Source organism: Chryseobacterium sp. NRRL B-14798 (genome assembly GCF_050470705.1).
In the GTDB taxonomy this organism is placed as follows: Bacteria; Bacteroidota; Bacteroidia; order Flavobacteriales; family Weeksellaceae; genus Chryseobacterium; species Chryseobacterium cupriresistens.
Genome location: NZ_JBFLUL010000005.1, coordinates 865,395 through 887,688, shown reverse-complemented (window position 1 = coordinate 887,688; position 22,294 = coordinate 865,395). Strand labels below are relative to the sequence as shown.

The 22,294-nt window shown below is 35.0% G+C and carries 13 protein-coding genes; 3 read left to right on the top strand and 10 right to left on the bottom strand.

The features are described from left to right. Window positions 1-7: 7 nt before the first annotated feature. From AB1278_RS04385 to AB1278_RS04360, 6 genes are all read right to left on the bottom strand, one after another. Window positions 8-1,372 carry a SusD/RagB family nutrient-binding outer membrane lipoprotein gene (locus AB1278_RS04385; protein ID WP_343643110.1) on the bottom strand — a complete coding sequence of 455 codons (1,365 nt, stop codon included), beginning with the start codon at window positions 1,370-1,372 and terminating at the stop codon, window positions 8-10. Between the two features lie 2 nt (window positions 1,373-1,374). Next, window positions 1,375-4,293 carry a SusC/RagA family TonB-linked outer membrane protein gene (locus AB1278_RS04380; RefSeq protein WP_343643109.1) on the bottom strand — a complete coding sequence of 973 codons (2,919 nt, stop codon included), beginning with the start codon at window positions 4,291-4,293 and terminating at the stop codon, window positions 1,375-1,377. A gap of 365 nt (window positions 4,294-4,658) precedes the next feature. After that, window positions 4,659-6,083 carry a SusD/RagB family nutrient-binding outer membrane lipoprotein gene (locus AB1278_RS04375; protein WP_429812674.1) on the bottom strand — a complete coding sequence of 475 codons (1,425 nt, stop codon included), beginning with the start codon at window positions 6,081-6,083 and terminating at the stop codon, window positions 4,659-4,661. A 12-nt stretch (window positions 6,084-6,095) separates the two neighbouring features. After that, window positions 6,096-9,095, bottom strand: coding sequence for a SusC/RagA family TonB-linked outer membrane protein (locus AB1278_RS04370; RefSeq protein ID WP_411413421.1), 3,000 nt, complete (start codon window positions 9,093-9,095; stop codon window positions 6,096-6,098). A 290-nt stretch (window positions 9,096-9,385) separates the two neighbouring features. Beyond that, window positions 9,386-10,984, bottom strand: coding sequence for a SusD/RagB family nutrient-binding outer membrane lipoprotein (locus tag AB1278_RS04365; protein WP_429812671.1), 1,599 nt, complete (start codon window positions 10,982-10,984; stop codon window positions 9,386-9,388). 5 nt (window positions 10,985-10,989) lie between these two features. Further along, on the bottom strand, window positions 10,990-13,917 hold the full coding sequence (locus tag AB1278_RS04360) for a SusC/RagA family TonB-linked outer membrane protein (protein WP_429812668.1): 2,928 nt from the start codon (window positions 13,915-13,917) through the stop codon (window positions 10,990-10,992). 489 nt (window positions 13,918-14,406) lie between these two features. Between AB1278_RS04360 and AB1278_RS04355 the strand changes: the two genes are divergently transcribed. Further along, a complete protein-coding gene (locus AB1278_RS04355) occupies window positions 14,407-14,991 on the top strand; it encodes a ribonuclease HII (RefSeq protein WP_110008137.1) in 585 nt (194 codons plus the stop codon). 131 nt (window positions 14,992-15,122) lie between these two features. Here the strand turns inward: AB1278_RS04355 and yidC are convergent, their stop codons facing one another. From yidC to AB1278_RS04340, 3 genes are all read right to left on the bottom strand, one after another. Then, window positions 15,123-16,922: a membrane protein insertase YidC gene (yidC, locus tag AB1278_RS04350; protein WP_227943270.1), complete on the bottom strand. Its 1,800-nt coding sequence runs from the start codon at window positions 16,920-16,922 to the stop codon at window positions 15,123-15,125. 178 nt (window positions 16,923-17,100) lie between these two features. Next, window positions 17,101-18,708 (bottom strand): CTP synthase, encoded by a 1,608-nt coding sequence (locus AB1278_RS04345; protein WP_110008139.1) that lies wholly within the window; start codon window positions 18,706-18,708, stop codon window positions 17,101-17,103. Window positions 18,709-18,933: 225 nt separating this feature from the next. Further along, window positions 18,934-19,503 (bottom strand): YceI family protein, encoded by a 570-nt coding sequence (locus AB1278_RS04340; RefSeq protein ID WP_110008140.1) that lies wholly within the window; start codon window positions 19,501-19,503, stop codon window positions 18,934-18,936. Between the two features lie 140 nt (window positions 19,504-19,643). On the opposite strand from AB1278_RS04340, the gene radA reads away from it, so the two are divergent. Next, the gene (gene radA / locus AB1278_RS04335) at window positions 19,644-20,993 is read left to right on the top strand and encodes a DNA repair protein RadA (protein WP_343640748.1); all 1,350 of its coding nucleotides are present in this window, start codon (window positions 19,644-19,646) and stop codon (window positions 20,991-20,993) included. Window positions 20,994-21,115: 122 nt separating this feature from the next. Continuing rightward, window positions 21,116-21,709, top strand: coding sequence for an ACP phosphodiesterase (locus AB1278_RS04330; protein ID WP_202841363.1), 594 nt, complete (start codon window positions 21,116-21,118; stop codon window positions 21,707-21,709). A gap of 5 nt (window positions 21,710-21,714) precedes the next feature. Here the strand turns inward: AB1278_RS04330 and AB1278_RS04325 are convergent, their stop codons facing one another. After that, a complete protein-coding gene (locus AB1278_RS04325) occupies window positions 21,715-22,230 on the bottom strand; it encodes a DUF6702 family protein (RefSeq protein WP_202841365.1) in 516 nt (171 codons plus the stop codon). Window positions 22,231-22,294: the final 64 nt, after the last annotated feature.

Here is a 22,294-nt window from a genome sequence, read left to right as displayed (position 1 = left end):
AATGGTCCTAGTTATCCCACCAAACGGGTATACTTACATCACTCACGACTGCTGCGTTATTATTTAATGTTCTTTCAGCTTTAGGAGTTATTAATCTCAAAGGTATCTTTTTAGATTGGCTATTCTGATTAGGCGTTAATACAGGGAAGCCTGTACGTCTCCAATCATTATAAGGCTCCATTGTAGTAAACAGGGAAGAATATTTTTGAGTAATAATATTCTGTAATGTTACTGCAGCTGAAGCTGTAGTAGCAAAGACAGGATTATCAGTACCAGTAACATCTATCAAAGATGCACTTACAGCAGTTTTCAGGGCAGCTTGAGCACCTACAGTATTTCCCAGTCTGAATTGTGCTTCTGCTTCTATGAATTTAATTTCACTATAGCTAAATATTATATTCGATGTACTTGCACTTCCTGCAAAGTAACTCCCAAAAGGAGAAGCATCTGTGTTGCTATCTTCTGGAGCTGACCCAGAATATCCCCCGGATGCATCTAATCCTGCATAATGAGGTAGCCTTGGATCACTACTATTCTTTAAAAGATCTATAAAATATTTTCCCATAGACATATAACCTGATCTTTGATTATTAAATGCAAACCAAAGATTTTGATTATTTCCTCCATCAAACCGAGCCACCAAGTTATCTGAACTGGAAGTAAACGAGTTTTGCAAGTAGTTTAAAGCCTTCTGAGCTGCTACAGTACTTCCTTCTCTTTGAGTTAATCTTAATGCATATCTTGCTTTAATGGCATAGGCTAATTTTTTCCATTTATCTATATTTCCTGCATAAAAGATATCATCACCTGCCGGTAACCCTAAATTAGCATTTTCGGGTTTTGATAAATCTATTATTGCACTATCCAAATAACTTTGAATCTGAGAAATGACATTTTGCTGAGAATCATACTTTGGAGAGAAATTATTGACTCCTTGAAACGCTTCTGAAAAAGGTACATCACCCCATGTATCAGTAGCATACCCCATATTTAAGGCTAATAAAATCTTAGCCATCCCTGAATAATAAGGATATTTATCCCCAAACTGAGTGATAATCTGATGAAGATTTACTCCAGTCTTATAAATATTAGACCAATCTGTTTCATTATCCAGTTCTGTTAAAAAATAATTAGTATAATCTAATGACTGAAACAGATTACCATTGGTATGCTGAGTCAACAAACTTATTTGTCTTGTCAAATTACCTGTTGAATTATTAATTGTTCCTACTGCTGCACCTGTAAATAAAGTTTTAGGAGATGTAACTTGCGTAGGACTATTGGGATTTTCATTAAATGTATCTAGCTCATGCTGACAAGAATTTAGAAATAATCCAGCAATAATTATAGGTATGTATATTATTTTTTTCATAATTAGAAAGTAAATTTAAAGGATAGTGTATAACTTCTCGTCCCGGGATTATTGAAATAATCAAATCCATTAGTATTTGAACTTGCACCCGCAATTGATGTTTCCGGATCTACACCTTTGTAGTTAGTAATTAAAAATAAGTTTCTAGCGGAAAAAGTAACCTGAGCCTCTCTTATAAAAGATAGAGTTTGAGTATTAGATAACATTTTACCAAAATTGTATGATAAACTTACATCTCTTAGCCTAAGCCAATTTATATCTCTTTCTATCTGTTGTTCATTCGCACTACCAGATCCATCTCCTAAAAAGCTTGAATAATATAGTTTGTTATTAATTGCTTTCGTATTAGGAGCACCAGTTTCAGTAACACCAGGTATGGTATACATTGCTGACCTATCATCAGCAGAAGTCTGGGTCATTCCTAATCTATGCAATCTCGCTAATGTTCCGTTCCAGATATCACCACCTTTACGAATATCCAGTAAAAAACTTAAAGACAAGTTTTTATAACTGAAATTATTTCTGATTCCTCCTAACCAGTCCGGATTAGGGTTTCCAATAATTTGAGATTCTGCTGAAACTAATGGTAAACCATCAGATCCTATAATTAAGTTCCCAGCCGAATCTCTTTTCCAAGCCGTACCATAAAATACTCCCAAAGGTTCACCTTTAATGATGGCAGGAACAACATTTCCAGAAAAGAAATCACCTCCTTCACTAGAAAAATTTAAATTGTCTTGTATTTCAACAACTTTATTTACGTTTTTAGCCCAATTAAGATTTACACTCCAGTTAAAGTTTTGATTTTTAAGAATATCATACCCTAATTCTACTTCTATACCTTTATTTTCAACTGTAGGACCGTTGGTAAAATAATTCTGAAATCCCGAAGACGGTGCAACTGGAGCTTGGATAAGTAGGTCATAGTTGGTTGATTTGTAAGCACTCGCATTTAAGCGTAACCTTTTAAATAATTCTAATTCTAAACCTACTTCAAATTCGTCATTTCGCTCAGGCTTTAAATTTGGATTTTTCGCAATGGTAGTCAGTCCATAGGCACCAACTCCCATATATGGAGAAGTTAATTGCGGACCAAATGTATCAAAATAAGTTGGAGTTCCATAAGTGTTAACAATATTGTAAGGATTAGCAGATGCAAAAGTTTTCGCATAAGCTACTCTTACTTTTCCTAAATTAACCCAGTTTGGTAAATTTAATGTCTTATTAAACAGCCAAGATCCTGAAAAAGAAGGATAGAAATAGGAACTATTTTGTTTAGGCAGTGTACTGCTCCAATCATTTCTTCCTGTTAATGTTAAATAAAATTGGTCATAAAATCCTAATTCTGCCGAAGCCAATATCCCTCTTTTAATTTGTTTAAAATCTGTATTATTGGATACAAAAGTCGTAAAATTAGAAAGGTTGAATTGATTAGGTTCCAACATTGTAGATCCTTGAGTATATTGATCATTTCCAAATTTAGAAATTATCTGCCCCCCAAAACTATAATTCAAATTAATGTTATCAGTAAAGTTAATTAATCCACTAAAGATCAAATCTAAATTGTATTGACTTTGTGTATAAATGTCTACAACGACCTGGCCTGTTCGGTCAGCTGTTGAATTACCATTACTTGAGAATGAATAATTCTGTTGAGCATGGGTTGTATATGTATCTACTCCCGCTCTCAACAATACATTCAAAGCTTTATTATAATTATATGTTAAATAACCACTGATAATGGATCTATTTGTCTCATCTTTATATGGATTATTGTATACTGTATAATATGGATTGTCATATGCTGCAAAATAATTTTTATTATATCCTTGTACAGTCTGATAATCTCTAAGGTCATAAGTTGCTGGTGTTCTCAGTAAAGACAACATTACTCCAGCAATATTACTCCCTTTCTGAGCTCTTACCCCATTTGTATTGGAGAACTTTACATCAGCTCCAGCTTTTAGCTTATCGGTTAATTTAAATTCAGAATTTACACCAAAACTTGTTTTTTTAAGCGAAGTATTTGGAATAATCCCGGTTTGATCAATATGTCCAAATGAAGCTCTGAAATTACCATAATCCCCGCCTCCTGAAAATGCCAGGTTATAATTTTGTGCAGTACCAGTCTCAAAAAAGTTTTTAGCATTATCATAGGCCTTCAAACCAGATACACTTGAAATTAAGGGTCCCCAACTTTGATTGGTTCCCCCTGTGACAGGAATACCATCAGAGCCATATTGAGCAGGTGCAATATAATTAACTCCATTAGTTCCGGCGGCATAAGTATTTTGAAGTTTCGGCAAGCGGGTAATCATATCAAAAGATACAGCTGTGGAGAAATCAATCCCAATTCCTTTTCTTTTTCTCCCTTTCTTGCTTGTATAAATAATTACACCATTTCTGGCATTTTCTCCATATAGTGCCGCTGCTGCACCTCCTTTCAAAATTGATACACTCTCAATATCATCAGGGTTTATATCAATAGCTCTGTTTGAGTCATCTACTCCAGCCAGATTACTGCCCTGCCCCGCATTATTATTGACAGAGTTATCAATGATCTGGCCATCTAAGACAATAATAGGCTGACTTGAAAGATTAATTGACTTTTGACCTCTGATCAGAATTTTACTTGATGCTCCCGGAGTACCAGATGAACCTGTAACCTGAATCCCGGCTGCTTTTCCTGCTAAGCCTTGAATAATATTTGCCTCTCCTGATTTTTTTAAATCATCTCCGTTTACTTGTGATGTAGCATACCCTATTGTCTTTTTCTCCTTTTTAATCCCGAGTGCGGTTACCACAACACCTTCAATCTCTTTTGTCTGTGTAATAGTATCTTTTTTCTTCTGCTGGGCATTTACAATAGCAACAGAAGAAGTTAATACTACAACAAGCAGACTCATTGTTAGTTTCTTCATATCAAAATTAATTTTTAGCCAGTAAAATTGTATTTTAATTAACAATTCAGCAAGAAAAAAATTAAAAAATAACAAATAAACCAATAAAAGAAAGTAAAAACAATTAAAAAAATTAAAAAATTACATAAAAATTAAGAAAATTAATAAAAAAAATAACATCAATATTTCGATTGATACTATTAACATAGATCCAGACATAATACCATATAAATCTGACGTTTATACATAGAATACACAAAATACGTTTTTTATTTTCTAAATAAATCCATTTCTAAATGATATTAAATTTAAAAAAACATTATTTGCACAAATAAAAAACCACCCGAAGGCGGTTTAATTTAATATGAATGTTAATAAAATATGTGTTAATTTTTATCCCAGAAAAGTTTTGTTGTAGCCTTATCTCCGCCAATTTTAGTACCCGCAGCTTTTACATTATCTCCGTTTAGCACATACTCCTGATCAGAATAAGGCATTCTATAGGGTACAGAAGATAAATTTGACTTCGGAGGATTCACAAGAATCGGATAGTCTAAACGTCTGGTAAAATTCCAACTTGCAAATCCTTTGTTAAACATAGCAATCCAAGCTTGTACACCTATAGACTGTTTCCAGTTTGCCGGATTATAAGGATGTGCAAGCACATATGCATCTGCAATAGTAGCGCTTACACCATTCTCCCTCATAGATTCATTCACTGCAATTGCATAAAGCTCTGCTGCTGTACCTCCTGCTGAATAACCTCTTGCAGCAGCCTCTGCTTTTAAGAAGGCTACTTCCGCATAACTAAAAAGGTTGGATGCTGCAGTAGCACTTCTGAAATAAGAGCTTAATTGAGAGAAGTTAGTGTATGGATCATTCAGCTCTCCAAAAACTCCTCCTTTATATACTCCTCCTACTTTGGTAAACCACACATCCATTCTTGGATCGGAAAGAGAACTCATAGTATTGATTGTTAATTCACTAGGCAAAAAATCATTTCTATTTGATGCTACTAAATTATCAAATACCGGATTTGAGAAAGTTCCGCCGTCATATTTAAATTTGTAAGCGTCGTCGTCAGAAGAAATAACCCCACTGGCTATTGCAGATTCAACGGTAGTTTTTGACAATGCAGGATCAACATCTGCTAAATTTATTCCTAATCTTAATTTAATAGAATTTGCAAATTTCTTCCATTTGGTCATATTACCTCCATAAACCAGATCTCCATAACCGGTAGCTGCAGGTTTTATAGTAGCCGTAACAGCATCGATTCTTTTGATCAAGTCAAGATAAATAGTCTTGGCATCATCATATTTAGGGGTTAATATTTCATCAGGTTTGAAAGCCTCAGAATAAGGAACATCTCCATAAGTATCCACGATATTTTCCCAAATAAATATTTCTTCAATTTCTAAAGTAGCCAATTTATTGATTCTAACATTTTCATCTGGTTCTACTTCTTTTACCAGGTTAACCTTTGCTTGTTTCAGATTATTAATACTGTAAACATACATTCTGTTAAAATGATTACGAGGCTGATTACGGGTTACTAAATTATATTGAGTTTCGTCCGGATATTGAGTTTCTGCCCATTGTTGTGTAAAGAATCTGTAATTATTAAAATTCACACTGGGGTTATCCATATAATAAGATGACTGATATAAGGCAGTAGCTAATAAATTGTCAGACGGAAGGATTGATGGATGTTTAGGGTCATCGTTAAGAGAAGTCAAATCACTTTGGCATGAACTTAAAGCCAACCCAATGCATGCAGACACCAAACTTATTTTTATAATATTTTTCATTTTTAAAGTAATTTAGAATTTAAATGTAACATTGATACCCAAATCTCTTGTCGTAGGCATGGAACCAATTGACCATCCATAAGAGCTAAGCCCGCCTCCTACCATGGCTTCAGGATCAGCATATGGTAAATTTTTATGAATTATCCACAGATTTCTACCTACAATTGAAATCTTGGCATCATAAATCTTGGTACCTGCCAGTAAAGATTTTGGAAGCATATACCCAATACTTGCTTCTCTAAGCTTAATAAAAGATCCATCATAAACAAATTCGCTTGCTGGTCGGGTTTTGTATCCGGGAGAACCATTATTATCAACCGGTGATAATCCAATATTATTTGGAGTACCGTCAGGAAGAACACCAGGTAAAACAATAGGTTTATCCCTAAAATCTCCTTCAGCTGTTTCTTTGTACAGACCGGATGACAATCCATAATACATATCTGTTGAGAATATATCCCCTCCTTTACGCATATCAATTAAAAAGCTTAAAGAGAAACCTTTATAGCTAAAGCTATTTCTAATACCTCCAATCCAGTCCGGGGTAGTATTACCTATCACCTGATTTGGGTTTTGTAAATATTTTCCTGTCTTAGGATCGATAACTTTTTGTCCATTTAAATAGGTATAATCAGCACCAATCAATGTTCCCCAAGCTTCACCAACTCTGGCGTTTAAAGATACCCCACCCTGAAAACTATTTAATAGATAGTTATTAATTCCCGGATATAATTCTACTACTTTATTTTGATTTTTTGACCAGTTGGCGTCAATATTCCAAGTAAAATCTTTTGTCTTTATTGGTACCAATCCTAGCTGTACTTCAACCCCGCTATTATCAATTCTACCAGCGTTGAATATTTTACCTGTATATCCTATAGCTGCAGAAGTAGGAAGTGGAGAAAGTATCTGAGGAGTAGTTCTTGTTTTATAATAGGCGAAATCAACCGTTATTCTGTCTTTTAAGAAATGTGCTTCAGTTCCGACTTCAAATTCATTGGCCTTTTGCGGTTGCAGACCTGGGTAAGGTTGATTTAAAATAGAGTTATAAATTCCTTGATTAGATAAAATTCCAGCAGGTCTATAATTATTAAATAATTGATAAGAAGCAGCAGATCCTCCAACCTGAGCATAATTTGCTCTTATTTTCCAGAAATTCATCCATCTTTTAGTATCTAGAATTTCGGACATAATTAACGATCCTGTAATAGAAGGGTAGTTAAAAACATTATTACCTTTTAAAAGGGTTGATGTTTCTTCTATTCTGAATGTTGCATCTAAATAGAATTTTTTATAAAAATCAAAGGAAGCTGTTGCGTACCATGAGTTAGTTTGTATTGTATACTCAGTTTCATCTGCAGCTAGTGGTGCCTTTTTAGAGTTGGATAGGGCATAAATCCCAGGTACAATTAGTCCTCCTTCTGTTGATGCATAGACTGAATTATAATAATTTCGACGTATATTTCCTCCTACAACTCCGGAAAGGTTAATATTATCCGTGATATCAAATTTGTAATTCACCATTAAGTCATAGTTGGTCTCTGTCTGCAGTATGTCTCGTCTTCCATATCCAGAACCAATGGTGTTATTTGATTGTCCAAAAGCCTGAGGCAAAGAACCAACTGCCAATCTAGTTTCTGCTATAAGATTTGATCTGTCATATGAAACTTTTCCGGTAACAGAAATATTATCAAACAGATCATATGTTACCAGGCCATAAGTGAAATTCCTGTATCTTTTGTCTGAAGAATAATTCTGATAGGCCTGAAAATATGGATTGTTCCAATATGCAGGTGCTCCATTTGCTGCAGACTTTCTGTTCCAGGTAACATTACCAAAGTTATTGGATGCATTGGCTACATTTGGATCTACATTTGCAAAATATAAGTTTTGCAGAGCATCAATATCTACGTTAGTCTGCCACCATTGTCTGAAACCGGTAGCTATATTGTTTGAATAACCCGTAATACTCCTACCTTTAGTATCCTGTAAAGTTATTGTTGAATAGAAAGACGAATGCAATTTAGGCGTTAGATCATAATTAATCTTTAAAGAGAAATTATTTTTATTAAGATGAGAGTTAGGTATTAACCCATCGGACATCATATTTTCATAGGTAAAACTAATATTTTTTCCTTTTTGCCCTTTTTCTAAAGTTACGCTGTTAATATATGAGGCTGGATTTTCGAAAAATTTAATCGGTCCATTCTTAGCGGCCACCCAAGGAGTTGCTTTTTGATAATTGGGGGATAAAGGATTAAATGAATCCCACTGATATACCAATAAATTAGGATCAAATTTAGGGCCCCATGAAGCATCTGCTCCAAAATTCGCATTATTCAAACCATCAGAAGCCTGTGTACCGAATTTTTGAGAATAACCGGCACCATATCTTGTCTGATATTCAGGAAAAGTAGACTTATCAATAAATCCTACCTGTACTGCTGAGGAAAACGTCACACCCCAAGAACCATCATCTTTTCCTTTTCCATTTTTAGTTGTAATAACAATTACTCCATTTAACCCTCTTTCACCGTAAAGGGCTGAGGCCGCTGCTCCTTTTAATACGTTTATGGATTCAATATCTTCCTGGTTGATATCAGAAAGAGCATTACCGTAATCAATTGAGTTTTCCCGGGTACTGGTGTTGTTAACAGGTGATCCATCAATAACAATTAACGGATTTCCGCCCGCAAGCGACTTCACCCCTCTTATAACCAAATTGGAAGATCCTCCAAAGTTGTTATTTGTAGTAACATTAAGACCGGCCACCTTACCTGATAATTGCGCTGCGATATTTCCGGTATTTGTTGTTCCATCAGACAACGCACTTGCTTTAATTTCCTGCGACGCATACCCTAAAGATTTTTTTTCTCTTTTAATACCTAGTGCAGTGACTACCACTCCTTCAATTTCTTTTGCTTTAATCGTATCTTTCTTCTCCTGAGCACTTACAATTGCCATAGAGGAAGTCAATACCAAAACAAGAAGGCTTGTTGTTAGTTTCTTCATATCAATTATTTTTTATATCCGCACAAATTTGTCAAATATATTCAATAATTCAAATAAAAATGTTAAAAAAAATAAAGATTTATCATAAACAAACAATAAAAACTGATAATTAACAAAAAATATAAATCAAATAAGCCTCATATGTAAATAAAATACTATTATTTTGAAAAATTATAATAAATAATTAAATTAACTTATTTACATCATACAATTCGACAGCCAAAACAATGATATTATTAAATAAAAAAAACCGCCCGAAGGCGGTATAATATGAATGTTGTTAATACGTTTTAATTTTTATCCCAAATCAATTTAGTGTCCATTTTATCTCCACCAATAGCATTAGATGCAGCCTGATAATTCGCTGTGTTTAATGTCTGTACAGTTGTTGGATAAAATAATCTAGTAGGCAAATCAGTCAGTCCTGCAATTAAAGATGTGAAAGTATAAGTCGTACTACCTCCAGAAGCTACATTAAGTGTACCAGTCTGCCCTGGCAACAATAGTGTGTTTGGATATCCTGTTCTTCTATACTCTGCCCATGCTTCATATGGCTGCATAAACAACGAAATATATTTCTGAGTTAAAACATTTGCTTTAGAAGCTGCCGGTAAGGCAGAAACAAAAGTATTTATTGTTGCTGCATCTACTCCCCATCTTTCCATAGATGCCCTCACTCCTTTTGCGTAATTAGATTGTGACCAACCATTCGCCTCGCTTAACAAAAATTCAACTTCAGAATACTCCATTAAAATTTCAGTGTAGTCTGGTTTTAAAATATTCTTGCTAAAAAAGTTTGAACTTGCAGCCTGGCTTGGTGCTAAAGAACTAGGAATTCCATATGGCATACCTTTATAATCGTTAGGATCTGTAGATTCAGTAATTGAACCATCAAGAATTCTATCTTTAAGTGATTTATTAGTCCCATCTGCCAGTTCTGCTGCACTCAATTTTGATTTGGTTGCATATTTAAATAATCTTGGATCTAAACCAAAATTTCCACTATTACCTTTCAAAAGATCCACAAAAGTTTTAGAAACAGCAAAATCTGATCTGGTCCTAAAATTATCATATAATGGAGAAGGATTAACAAGATTGTTTTCATATTTTAATCCCACATTATCAGCATTTGACGTCATTACTCCGGAAGCAATAGCATCAGCAATATGTGCATCGGCACCAGGAACTATGCCTTTTACTCTTGTAGCCACTCTTAGCCTTAAAGAATTGGCAAACTTTTTAAGTTTTTCTCCAGATCCAAAAAGAACATCACCCTGCGTAAAAACAGCACTGTTTACATCAATCATTTCTGCAGATTCTTTCAACTCTTTCATGATATCCGCATATACTTTTTGTTGGCTAGCAAATTTTGGCTGTAAAGTCATGTCTATATTTAGTGCCTGAAAATCTGCATCTTTATTACCATAAGACCAATATGGGATATCTCCAAATGAATCTGCTAAATTAAGAAATACATAAGACAACATTACTCGTGCTGCCGCAATTTGATTTTTATTTGGACCATACACTGCCATCTGTGCACTTGTAGTTGGATCAGTATTAAGATCTATAATCTGCTTATAATCTTGTGCTACTCTATAAGAAAAGCTCCACAAGGAGACCCCGGTTGACAATCTGTATTGATATCTATCCTCCTCTGTATAGGCTCGCTGAGCAGAATATTGCACCCAAGGTAATACAATTCTTCCAGATTGCCACTCATCTCTTGTATTATCCATCAATTCTTTATTAGCACTGTTAAATATACCGTAACTTAATGGCTTATTAGTTGAATTGGGATTAACATCTATCTCATCAAATTTATCTGCGCAACTATTTGAAACAAATGTTACTGCTAAAACAGATAATATTAAAATTATTTTTTTCATTTTAATTAAAATTTAAAATTAACATTGAACCCGTAAGTTCTCGTTGATGGCAAAGATCCACCTTCCATACCTTGGATATTACCCGAACCATAAGAGGTGTTTTCTGGATCAATTCCTTTGTTAGCTAAATTCCATGCAAATAAATTTCTAGCAAAAGCTGAAATCCTAATACCCTGAAATACGTTTCCAATAAGTGATTTTGGCAGATCATAACCTAAAGTTACATCTCTTAATTTTATATAGCTTGCGTCAAAAACATTTTGTGCATCAACCGTATTATAATAAGTACCTCCCCATGTAGGTGCATCTAACAGAATATCATTTCTAGTTCCATCTTCTTTAACACCATCAAGAATCACACCTGCTTCTCTGTTCCCGCCCAAAGCGGTTTCCTCTAGCATTCCGGAGTACATTCCCCACATATGTGTTGTTGAAAAATATTTACCTCCTTGCTGAATATCAATCAGGAACGATAAGCTTAGTGATTTATATCGAAGGGTGTTTCTAAAGCCCATATTGTAATCAGGAAGAATTGATCCTAAAGATTTAATTTCAGATGCTTTATAGAAACCATTTTCATCCACTACTCTATTCCCATTGGCATCGTACACATAGTCTGTACCCCAGATCGTGCCATAGGCCTGGCCTACCTGTGCTGTTAATTGAGCTCTAAATGGTGCATTGGTAAGAACATAATTCTGTAAATCCTGATATAAATTTACCAGTTTGTTTCTGTTTCTTGCAAAATTCCATGTTAAATCCCATGAAAAATTATCGTTTCTTACAGGTGTGATATTCACCATTGCCTCAATACCTTTATTAGTCATCTCTCCAGCATTAATTCTCTTAAATAAGAATCCAGTAGCAGGGTCAACAGGAAGAGCAATAATAAGATCTTTGGATTTTGTTTCGTAATATGTAAAATCAACACTTAATCTATTTTTGAAGAAACTTGCTTCAAGACCAACTTCTTGAGTAATTTTTAACTCAGGTTTAATGTTAGGGTCATTAGATGTATTAGGATTTGAATATTGAGGAGCCCCATTAAAAGGAAGTCCGATTACTGTATAAGTAAGTCTGCTATAAGGAGCAGTTCCTGCTGCTATACTGGACCAACCCGCTCTAATCTTACCAAACGATAGCCAGTCTGCTTTAAGTACTTTAGAAAACACAAAACTTCCTGTTACAGATGGATAAAACTCATCCTTATTTAGCATAGAGAACCAGTCGTTTCTTCCAGTAGCTTCCAAGAACAACATATCTTTGTACCCTAGAGAAACCGAAGCAAATAAACTTTTTATAGATGAATGCTCTGAATAATTACTTGCTAAGGAATTTTCTTTACCATTATTTAAATTATATAAATTAGGGATAATCAATCCACCCACTGTGGTACCGTTTAACCAACTCATTTTGTTATCTCTAATATTAAATCCTGCAAATGTATTTAAACTAAAGTCTCCGAAATTATTATTATAATGAGCTCTACCTTCATAATTAAATTCTGATACATTTCTTTTCTGTAAGGTATATTCTGAAACAGCCTGTGAGCCTACTGCAACTCTTGAGCTGATATTTTGAGAATATACATCTCCATACACCTTACCTACAATGTAAAAGTTCTTGTTAAAATTATAGGTTAAACCTGCATTACCAAAAAAACGGTGTCTTGAGTCTTCTGATGTATTTTCATTAATAGTCCAGTAAGGATTGTCTGAATATAATGGTGTAGGGTTATCCCAACCTGTTCTATTCCATGTTCTTTGAGCTCCGTTAGAAAGCTTATAATCTTTTAGCTTAGTAAAATCTAGATTTCTTTGGCCAAACTGATAAAATTTCTGAGCTACAGAATTGTCTCCGTACCCTACTTCAGGTCGATTAAAACCATTTGTATGAACATAATTAAAGATAGCCTCCGCCTTTAGATTATCAGATAATTTAGAATTAACATTAATATTAAAGTTATCTTTTTTAATCTTAGACGTTGGAATGATACCACCAATATTTGTATTTGTATATGAAAGTCTTACGTTTGTATCCCCAAAAGATTTAGATACAGATAGGTTATTAGTATAAGTTACCCCAGTATCAAAAAAAGAATCTACATCCTTTTTAGGAGCTATCCAAGGAACTGGTTTCAAATAATCATTAGAAAATTCAGGATCAAATGCATACCATGGAAGATACATTAAATTAGGATCATATTTTGGTCCCCATGAAGCATCTGTTTCGTATTCTTGTATATTGTAGGTTTGTCCATTTATATTTGCTGTTGGCAATGTATCAGAATACCCACCCCCATATTGATTTTGTAATCTAGGTCGAATATAGATACTTTCAAAAGACACTCCAGTATTTAGCTGAATATCAGTTCTACCCTTTTTAGCAGACTTAGTTGTATACAAGATAGCACCATTTCCTGCTCTAGAACCATATAGAGCAGCAGCAGGGCCTCCTTTTAATACAGTTACACTCTCAATATCATCTGGGTTAATATCAAATGAAGCATCGCCATAGTCTCTACCCCCTGCTCCTCTCTGAGTATCTTCACTGTTAACATTTGAGTTGTCTAATGGTACTCCGTCTACAATAATTAGAGGTCTGTTTTCACCAGTAATAGAGCTAATCCCCCTCATAGTAATTCTAGTAGATCCACCCATTGTACTTGGCGCAGTAACTTGTACCCCCGCAACGTTTCCAGACAATGCACTTAATGCATTTGTTTGTCCTGCTTCAGAAATAATATCCCCTTTAATTTCTTGAGAGGCATATCCAAGAGCTTTTTTTTCTCTTTTAATCCCAAGTGCAGTTACCACTACACCTTCAATCTCCTTTGTCTGAGTAGCTGTATCATTTTTCTTCTGCTGAGCATTTACAATTGCAACGGAAGAAGATAATACAACAACAAGAAGACTCATTGTTATTTTCTTCATATCAAATTAATTTTGTACGCTACAAATTTGTAAAACTTTCTTAATAACACAAAGAAAAAAACAAAAAAAATAACAATATTTCAACATTATATAAAAAAAACTAATGAAATTATACTATTTTTTGTTAAAAAACACATATTTAACAAAAATAAACCATTAAGACATTATATTTTTTTAAGAAATATTAACAATAATAAATATTTATATTATCTATAGAAAAAATGCACAAAAAGTACATCAAACCAACTGATTAACAATAAAATAAGTCACTTATAAAAGATAAAAAACTCTATAAAAATCAAAATACAATGCAATGCATATGATATTTTCACCCTGAAAAAGGAATCAATTACCCACAAATAGTGAAAAAAATATATTTAAATTACCAGAATCCGAATAGAAATAAATAATAACTGAAATAATGACAATAATAAATCCTATAAAATACTTTCCTGTAAAATTTTATATTTTTGCAGTATATAACAATTCATGGAGCTAATAAAAAACTGGTCAAACCTTTACATCGAAGCAGGATGTGATGAAGTAGGAAGAGGGTGCTTAAGTGGGCCGGTGGTAGCGGCAGCGGTAATTTTGGATGATGATTTTGAACAAAATCTGGTTAATGATTCAAAAAAGCTAACGTTTAAAACACGTATGGAACTGGATAGCTACATTAAAGATAATGTGAAAAACTACGCCATCGCAGAACTACCTCCATCCTTTATTGATGAGCATAATATTCTCAATGCAAGTATCCATGCAATGCATCGTGCGCTGGACAGACTAACGATAACTCCTGAACTTATTCTGGTGGACGGGAATAAATTTCATCCTTATAACTACATCCCTCATCAATGTATTATCAAGGGAGATTCTAAAGTATTATCGATTGCTGCAGCGTCTATTCTTGCCAAAAATTATAGAGACAAGTTAATGATTCAGCTTCATGAAGAACATCCTGAATATGGGTGGGATACCAATTTTGGCTATGCTACTAAAAAACATCAGGATGCGCTTATTAAACATGGACCGACCCGATATCACAGACAGTCTTTCAGACTGAAATATGATTAAAAGTAACTGATTTTCAATTATTAAATTTTCATTCACTGATTGAAAATTTAAAATCATTCTAAATAAATTACAGATAAAAAAAGAGAAGCAATTGTTCAATTGCTTCTCTTTTTTAACGTATTATTAAGAATTTATTTCTTTTTATTTCTTTGTTGTTCCTGAGCTTTTTGCTGCTCCTGAGCCTTCTCCATCATTTCTCTCATTCTCTTCTGGAATTTACCTTCCGCTTTCGGTTTTTCCTTATTAGACTGAATCTGGGCATGGATTTTCTTTTCATCCAGGATCAAATACTTAATAACAAGGATAATCAGAATATTAATCGCATTCGATACAAAATAATACCATGAAAGACCTGAAGCCGAAGTATTAAGGAAGAACAGGAATGTAATCGGGAAGATATACATTAATACCTTCATGTTTGGCATTCCTTCCTGTTGAGGCTGCTGCATATTTCCTGAAGTCATAACAGTATAGATCAAAATAACAACTGTACAGGCTAAAGCGAAAATACTTAAATGGTCTCCAAGGAAAGGAACTTTAAACGGAAGCTTGATCAAATCATCATACGCTGTCAAATCTTTGGCAAACCAGAACCCTTGACCTCTAAGATCAATAAAGTTCGGGAAGAAACGGAATAAAGCATAGAAGATAGGAATCTGAACTAATGCCGGTAAACATCCCGCCATCTGATTTACTCCTGCTTTTCTGTACACTTCCATCGTAGCCTGCTGTTTCTTCATCGGATCTGCATCCTTGAACTTCGCATTTACCTCGTCAATTTCCGGACGGATCACCTTCATCATTGCACTTAGTTTGTGCTGCTTATACATAATTGGCGACAGGATCAGCTTTACAATGATCGTCATTACAAAAATCACCCAACCTGCTGACAATCCCCACGCAGCAATAATACTGTATAACCACATGAAGAAATAACGGTTCATTGCCCCGATGAATGACCAGCCTAACGGAAGGATTTCATCAAAATTCTTATCGTAAGATTTAAGCAATGGCAAATCCAATGGCATAAAATACCATGTGAAATCCTGGTTCAGCTCGCTTCCGGTCATCTGAACAAAACCTTCGTAATTGAATTTCTTCAGATACTCTCCTTCTTCAACATTCTCCTGATTACCTTTACTTTGTGTAAATCCGTTTTTAGCTTCAATGACTGAAGAGAAAAACTGCTGCTTTACACCAATCCAGTTAAGGGTTTCTTTTTCTTCCTCCATGGTAGTTCTTCCATCATAATCATAGTCTTTATAATTATTGAAGGCATAAGAAAATTCTGAGTGAGACTGTTCCTGAGCTCTACCTTTTTCAAGGTTTCTTACGTTATAATCCCAGATAAAATCTGCTTTGTTATCAGAAGTAATTTTAGAAAGCCCCTGAGTTCTTACTTTAAAATCAAGGGTATATTTTGGTAATAGTGTGTAAATGAATTGAATGACAGCACCATTATAATCTGCAGTTAAGGTTACAGCATTTCCATTAACAGCTGGTGAGAAAACTAAATCTTTAGTATTAACGATTTTCCCTGTTTTATCTTTAAACTGAAAACCGTAGTTTGAGTTATTCTTAGTGATAAGATAAAGCGGCTGATCTGCATTATCTGTTTTGTGGTTGTAGGCTTTATATTTTAAAAGTTCTACTTTGGAAACCTGTCCTCCTAAGCTTGAAAATTCAAGTTTCAATTCATTATTTCCAAGACTTGCTGTCTGAATGGCGTTAGGAGTTACATTTGGATTGATATTGCTTGCCTGAGTTTGCTTTACGGCATTTTTTGCCTGTTCCGTTTTCTGCTCCTGAGCTTTCAACTCCGCTTCTTTCGTTTGTTTGTTCTGAAAATAGAACATAAAACCGAAGAGAACAAGGCATAAAACCGCGAAACTAATCATTTGCTTCTTATCGATTCCGTTGTTTTGTTGCATTTTATTTTATATTAAAATTTTAAATTTAAAATGTACGTACGGGTGTACATAATTTGAGCTGACAAAAATACTGTTTTTTTATCAAAACTCTATGCTTTACGTTGTTACTATATAATAAACTCAGGCTGATTATTCTCAGCCTGAGTTTATATGTAGACGTTTATGATAAAATTTTACCTTATTTCTTTTCGCAAGCTTTGATGAAAGCTCTGAATAAAGGATGCGGTGTTGCTACCGTACTCTTATATTCCGGGTGATACTGAACCCCTACATAGAACGGGTGATCAGGAAGTTCAAGCGCTTCTACCAAACCTGTTTCAGGGTTAGTACCTGTAGCAAGGAAACCATTCTTTTCAAATTCCTGAAGATAATCACTGTTGAATTCATAACGGTGACGGTGTCTTTCAGAGATATTTTTGTTTCCGTAGATATCGTATAATTTAGAACCGTTTTTCAATGAGCACTTCCATGCTCCAAGACGCATTGTTCCTCCTTTATCTACTACATTTTTCTGTTCTTCCATCAAAGAAATTACAGGATCAGGAGTAGCGGTATCAAATTCCATGGAGTTTGCTTTGGTATGTCCTAAAACATTTCTTGCAAATTCAATCGTCATAATCTGCATTCCTAAACAGATTCCCAACATTGGAATTTTATTTTCTCTTGCATATTTTGCGGTAAGAACTTTTCCTTCAATTCCTCTGTCTCCGAAACCTGGAGCTACAAGAATACCATTCACACCTTTCAGTGTATCTTTGATATTTTCTTCCGTAATATCCCCACTGTATACCCATCTAACTTTGACTTCAGTTTCAAGGTCAGCTCCGGCATGTTTGAAAGCCTCAGCAATTGAAATGTACGAATCCTGAAGGGAAACATATTTTCCAACCAAAGCAATTTCAACGGTTTTCTTAGGATTCTGGAATTTTTTAAGGAAACTCTTCCAGTCTTTAAGATCAGCATCTTTATCACTTTTCAGATCCAGTTCTTTCAAAACTACATCATCAAAGTTCTGCTTCTGAAGGTACATCGGAACTTCATAAATGGTTTCAAGATCTTTACATTCAATAACATTATCTAAAGGAACGTTACAGAACTGAGCCAATTTTGCTCTCTGATCTTTAGGAATTTTATGTTCTGTTCTGCACACCAAAACATCAGCCATAATTCCGCTTTCCATCAGCTGACGAACGGAATGCTGGGATGGTTTTGTTTTTAATTCTCCACTTGAAGCCAGATAAGGCAGTAAAGTAAGGTGAATCACCATAGAATTACTCTCTCCCAATTCCCACTTCAACTGGCGAACAGTTTCAATGTATGGTAAAGATTCGATATCCCCTACAGTTCCTCCGATCTCAGTAATAATGATATCGTAGTTCTGTTTTGAAAGGATTTTAATTCTACGTTTGATTTCGTTAGTAATATGAGGAATTACCTGAACTGTTTTTCCAAGGAAGTCTCCTTTTCTTTCTTTTTCAATTACAGTCTGGTAGATTTTTCCTGTAGTAACGTTGTTGTTTTGGGATGTAGGAGCATCAAGGTAACGCTCGTAGTGGCCTAAATCCAGATCCGTCTCTGCACCATCTTCAGTCACATAACACTCTCCGTGCTCATAAGGATTCAAAGTTCCTGGGTCGATATTGATATAAGGATCTAATTTTTGGATCGTTACATTAAAGCCGCGTGATTTTAGTAGAAGTCCCAGAGAAGCAGAAACGATTCCCTTTCCCAAAGATGAAGTTACACCTCCTGTCACAAAGATGTACTTTGTATTCTTTTTACTCATTAGATTAGGTTTGTGCAAAGTTAGGGGAAAAAGAAATACAAAGCAATCTTTTACATTTTGAAAATGATAAAACACCCCTCAAACAACTATAAAACCAGATAAAAATTTTTATTAATATTGATCTAAACAAATGAAACAAAGCTACAACCCAAAGGATTGTCGCCTATCAGCAAAAAAGGTTTTCCATTTGAGCGGAAAACCTTTTTATATTTTATATTCTGAATATTATTGCTTAGTCAGTTCAAAGTAAGCTGTTACTTCAACATCTTTCGCGATTCCGGCTCCTGACGGGTCATATTTGATTCCATAATCCAGACGATTCACGGTAAATTTGGTCTGAATTCCCATAATCTCTTTTCCGTCCTTATTTTTTGTAATTCCTCCAAACGTAACCGGAGCAGTAATTTCTTTTTCCACGCCCTTCATCGTCAGTTTCCCTTTTACGATGTAATTATTGTTCTTATCTTTTGTAACGGAAGAACTCTTAAATTCAATCGTAGGATATTTGGCAACATCGAAAAACTCTTCGCTGATAAGATGTCTGTCTCTCATGTCCACTCCTGTATTAATGGAAGGGACACTGATAGAAAAACTCAAATCGGCATTATCCAGATTAGCACCACCAGTGGCTGCTTTTCCGTCAAATTTATCAAACCTTCCCTGCACAAAACTGATTCCCATGTGCTTGATATTAAAATTGATTGATGAATGCATCTGGTCTACCTGCCAGCTTCCCTGTGCAAAAGCAACAATACTTACAAGCGTAAATACGAAAGATAAAAATACTTTTTTCATTGTAATGATATTTTACATTAATATATTTTAATTGAATAAAGCTAAGATATGAAAGATATTCCTATCACAGACGTATTAGTTTTTTTATATTAAACCCATTTACATTCTGAAAAAAAAATGCTTTTTTATAACTTCGCAGTATGGCAAAACTGAAAACAGCATATTTCTGTCAAAACTGCGGAACCCAGTACCCTCAATGGCTGGGGCAATGTAAAAACTGTGGAGAGTGGAATACATTAGTGGAAGAGATTGTGGAAAAACCTTCTCACAAAACACCTCCCTTTTCGAAAACCAAACAGCATGTTATCAATATTGTTGAAGTAGAAACCAGCGAAGAACCTAGAATAAAAACACCTTCCGAAGAGCTGAACCGTGTTTTAGGAGGCGGCATCGTTTTGGGTTCTGTGACCCTGATTGGTGGTGAACCGGGAATCGGGAAATCTACCCTTCTGCTTCAGCTTGCTTTAAAAATGAAGAAAAAAATCTTCTATGTTTCCGGGGAAGAAAGTGCTTCTCAGATCAAAATGAGAGCAGACAGGCTTACGGATATTCAGAATCCGAACTGTTTTCTTTTTACTGAAACTTCACTGGAAAAAATCCTTCATGAGGCCAAAAAACTGGAGCCGGATTTCATGATCATCGATTCTATCCAGACGCTGCAGTCTCAATTGATAGAAAGTTCTCCGGGAACCGTATCCCAAATCCGGGAATGCTCCAATGAGATCATCAAATATGCCAAAGAAAACAATACTCCGGTATTTCTTGTAGGCCACATCACCAAAGACGGACAGATTGCCGGGCCAAAGGTTCTTGAGCACATGGTGGATGTTGTTCTGAATTTTGATGGAGACAGGAATCACCTGTTCAGATTACTAAGAGCCAATAAAAACCGTTTCGGGTCCACTTCAGAAATCGGAATTTATGAAATGATCTCACAGGGATTGAAAGAGATTAAAAACCCTTCGGAAATATTGATTACCAAGAAGTTTGAGGAACTTTCAGGGAACTCCGTTGCAGTAACTCTGGAAGGAAACAGACCTATGCTTCTTGAAATACAGGCACTGGTAAGTACCGCCGTTTATGGTACTCCTCAAAGAAGCAGCACCGGTTTTGATTCCAAAAGGTTGAATATGCTTTTAGCCGTACTGGAAAAAAGAGCTGGTTTTCAATTGGGGGCAAAAGACGTTTTCCTTAATATTACCGGAGGAATAAAGACAGACGATCCGGCACTGGATCTGGCGGTGATCGCTTCTGTTCTTTCATCCAACGAAGATATTGCTATTTCCGAACATTACTGCTTTGCCGGAGAAATTGGTCTGAGTGGTGAAATCCGTCCGGTAGCCCAGATTGAGCAGAGAATTACTGAAGCAGAAAAACTGGGTTATGAAAAAATATTTGTTTCCAACCTTAATAAAATCCCGAAAAGAAAATTTGGAATCAAGATTGAAGAAGTGAGTAAAATTGAGGATTTTCACGAGAGACTGTTCTAGAGTGAATGGTCAATTTTGCTTCGCAAGTCAATGGTCAATTAATATCACGATAAAAAATTCACAAGCGAAGCGAATTCACTTTTCACCTTTCACTATCCACATTTAATTCATACCTTTAAATTATGAATTATCTGGCTCATTCTTTTCTTTCTTTTACCGACGGGCAGATCGTGGGGCAATTTCTCGAAGATTTCATCCGCAACAGAGATCGTTTTTCTTTCCCGAAGGAAATTCAGGACGGAATTACCCTGCACAGAGCGATTGATACATTTACAGATTCTCATCCTGCTATTCACGAAGCCAAAAAAGTATTTGCTCCTTTGGTAAGACTGTACGCCGGTGCATTTGTTGATGTTTCAATGGACCATTTTGTAGCCAGAGATCTTTCCCTGAATTCCCTGGCAGAATGGAAAGCACATTCACTTCATGTTTACAGTGTTTTGAATGCCCATGAACAGTGGCTCCCTGAAAATTTTAAAAAGATGCTGGTTAAAATGGAACAGGATGACTGGCTTTATAATTACCGTGAAGACTGGGGAATTAAATTCAGTATTCAGAATGTACTGAATAAAGCCAAATATCTGGATAAAGATATTCCTGTTTTTGAAGCTTTTTTAAAAAATAAAGATCTTCTTCAACAGTGTTATGATGATTTTTTTCCTGATCTGCTGGCTCACGCCAAAGGAATCAATACATTGCTTCAGCTGGAAAACTGATATTCTTAAAACTGTTTATAGAGATAACGGTTGGGATAGGTAAGTTTTTCACTGTTTCTTTGCCCGTTTACAATGATATGAACAATATTGATCTGATCATCAAAAAGGTTATATAAAAAACTGACAGCAGCTTCTACTTTTTTCGGAACGGGCACCGGTTCTGACTCAAGAAAGATATCTACAGATTCCTGATCTTCTTCATAACCAATATAATTTACTTTTAAAAATTTGTTATCAGCCTTTAACCTGAAATATTCTGAACAATATTTTTGCAGGGCATCATTCAGTTTCGCCTTATATTTTTCGTCATTAAAATGGAAAGCACTTCCATATTTTTTCCCCAGCCCATTTTCCATGTCATCAAGAAAGAATCTTCCGGTTACTTCAAAGGTTCTGGATTTTGAATTATAATTAATTTCAACAGATCCTACATGGTATGGATGAACCGCATCACTGCTCACAAAGCTCTGAAAAACAATTGTCATCAAAAAAAGAAATCCCCAAAAAAACTTACCCGGCATGAATTTTATTTTACAGCAAATATAAAAAAAGCAGCAGTTATACAACCGCTGCTTTTGATTATAA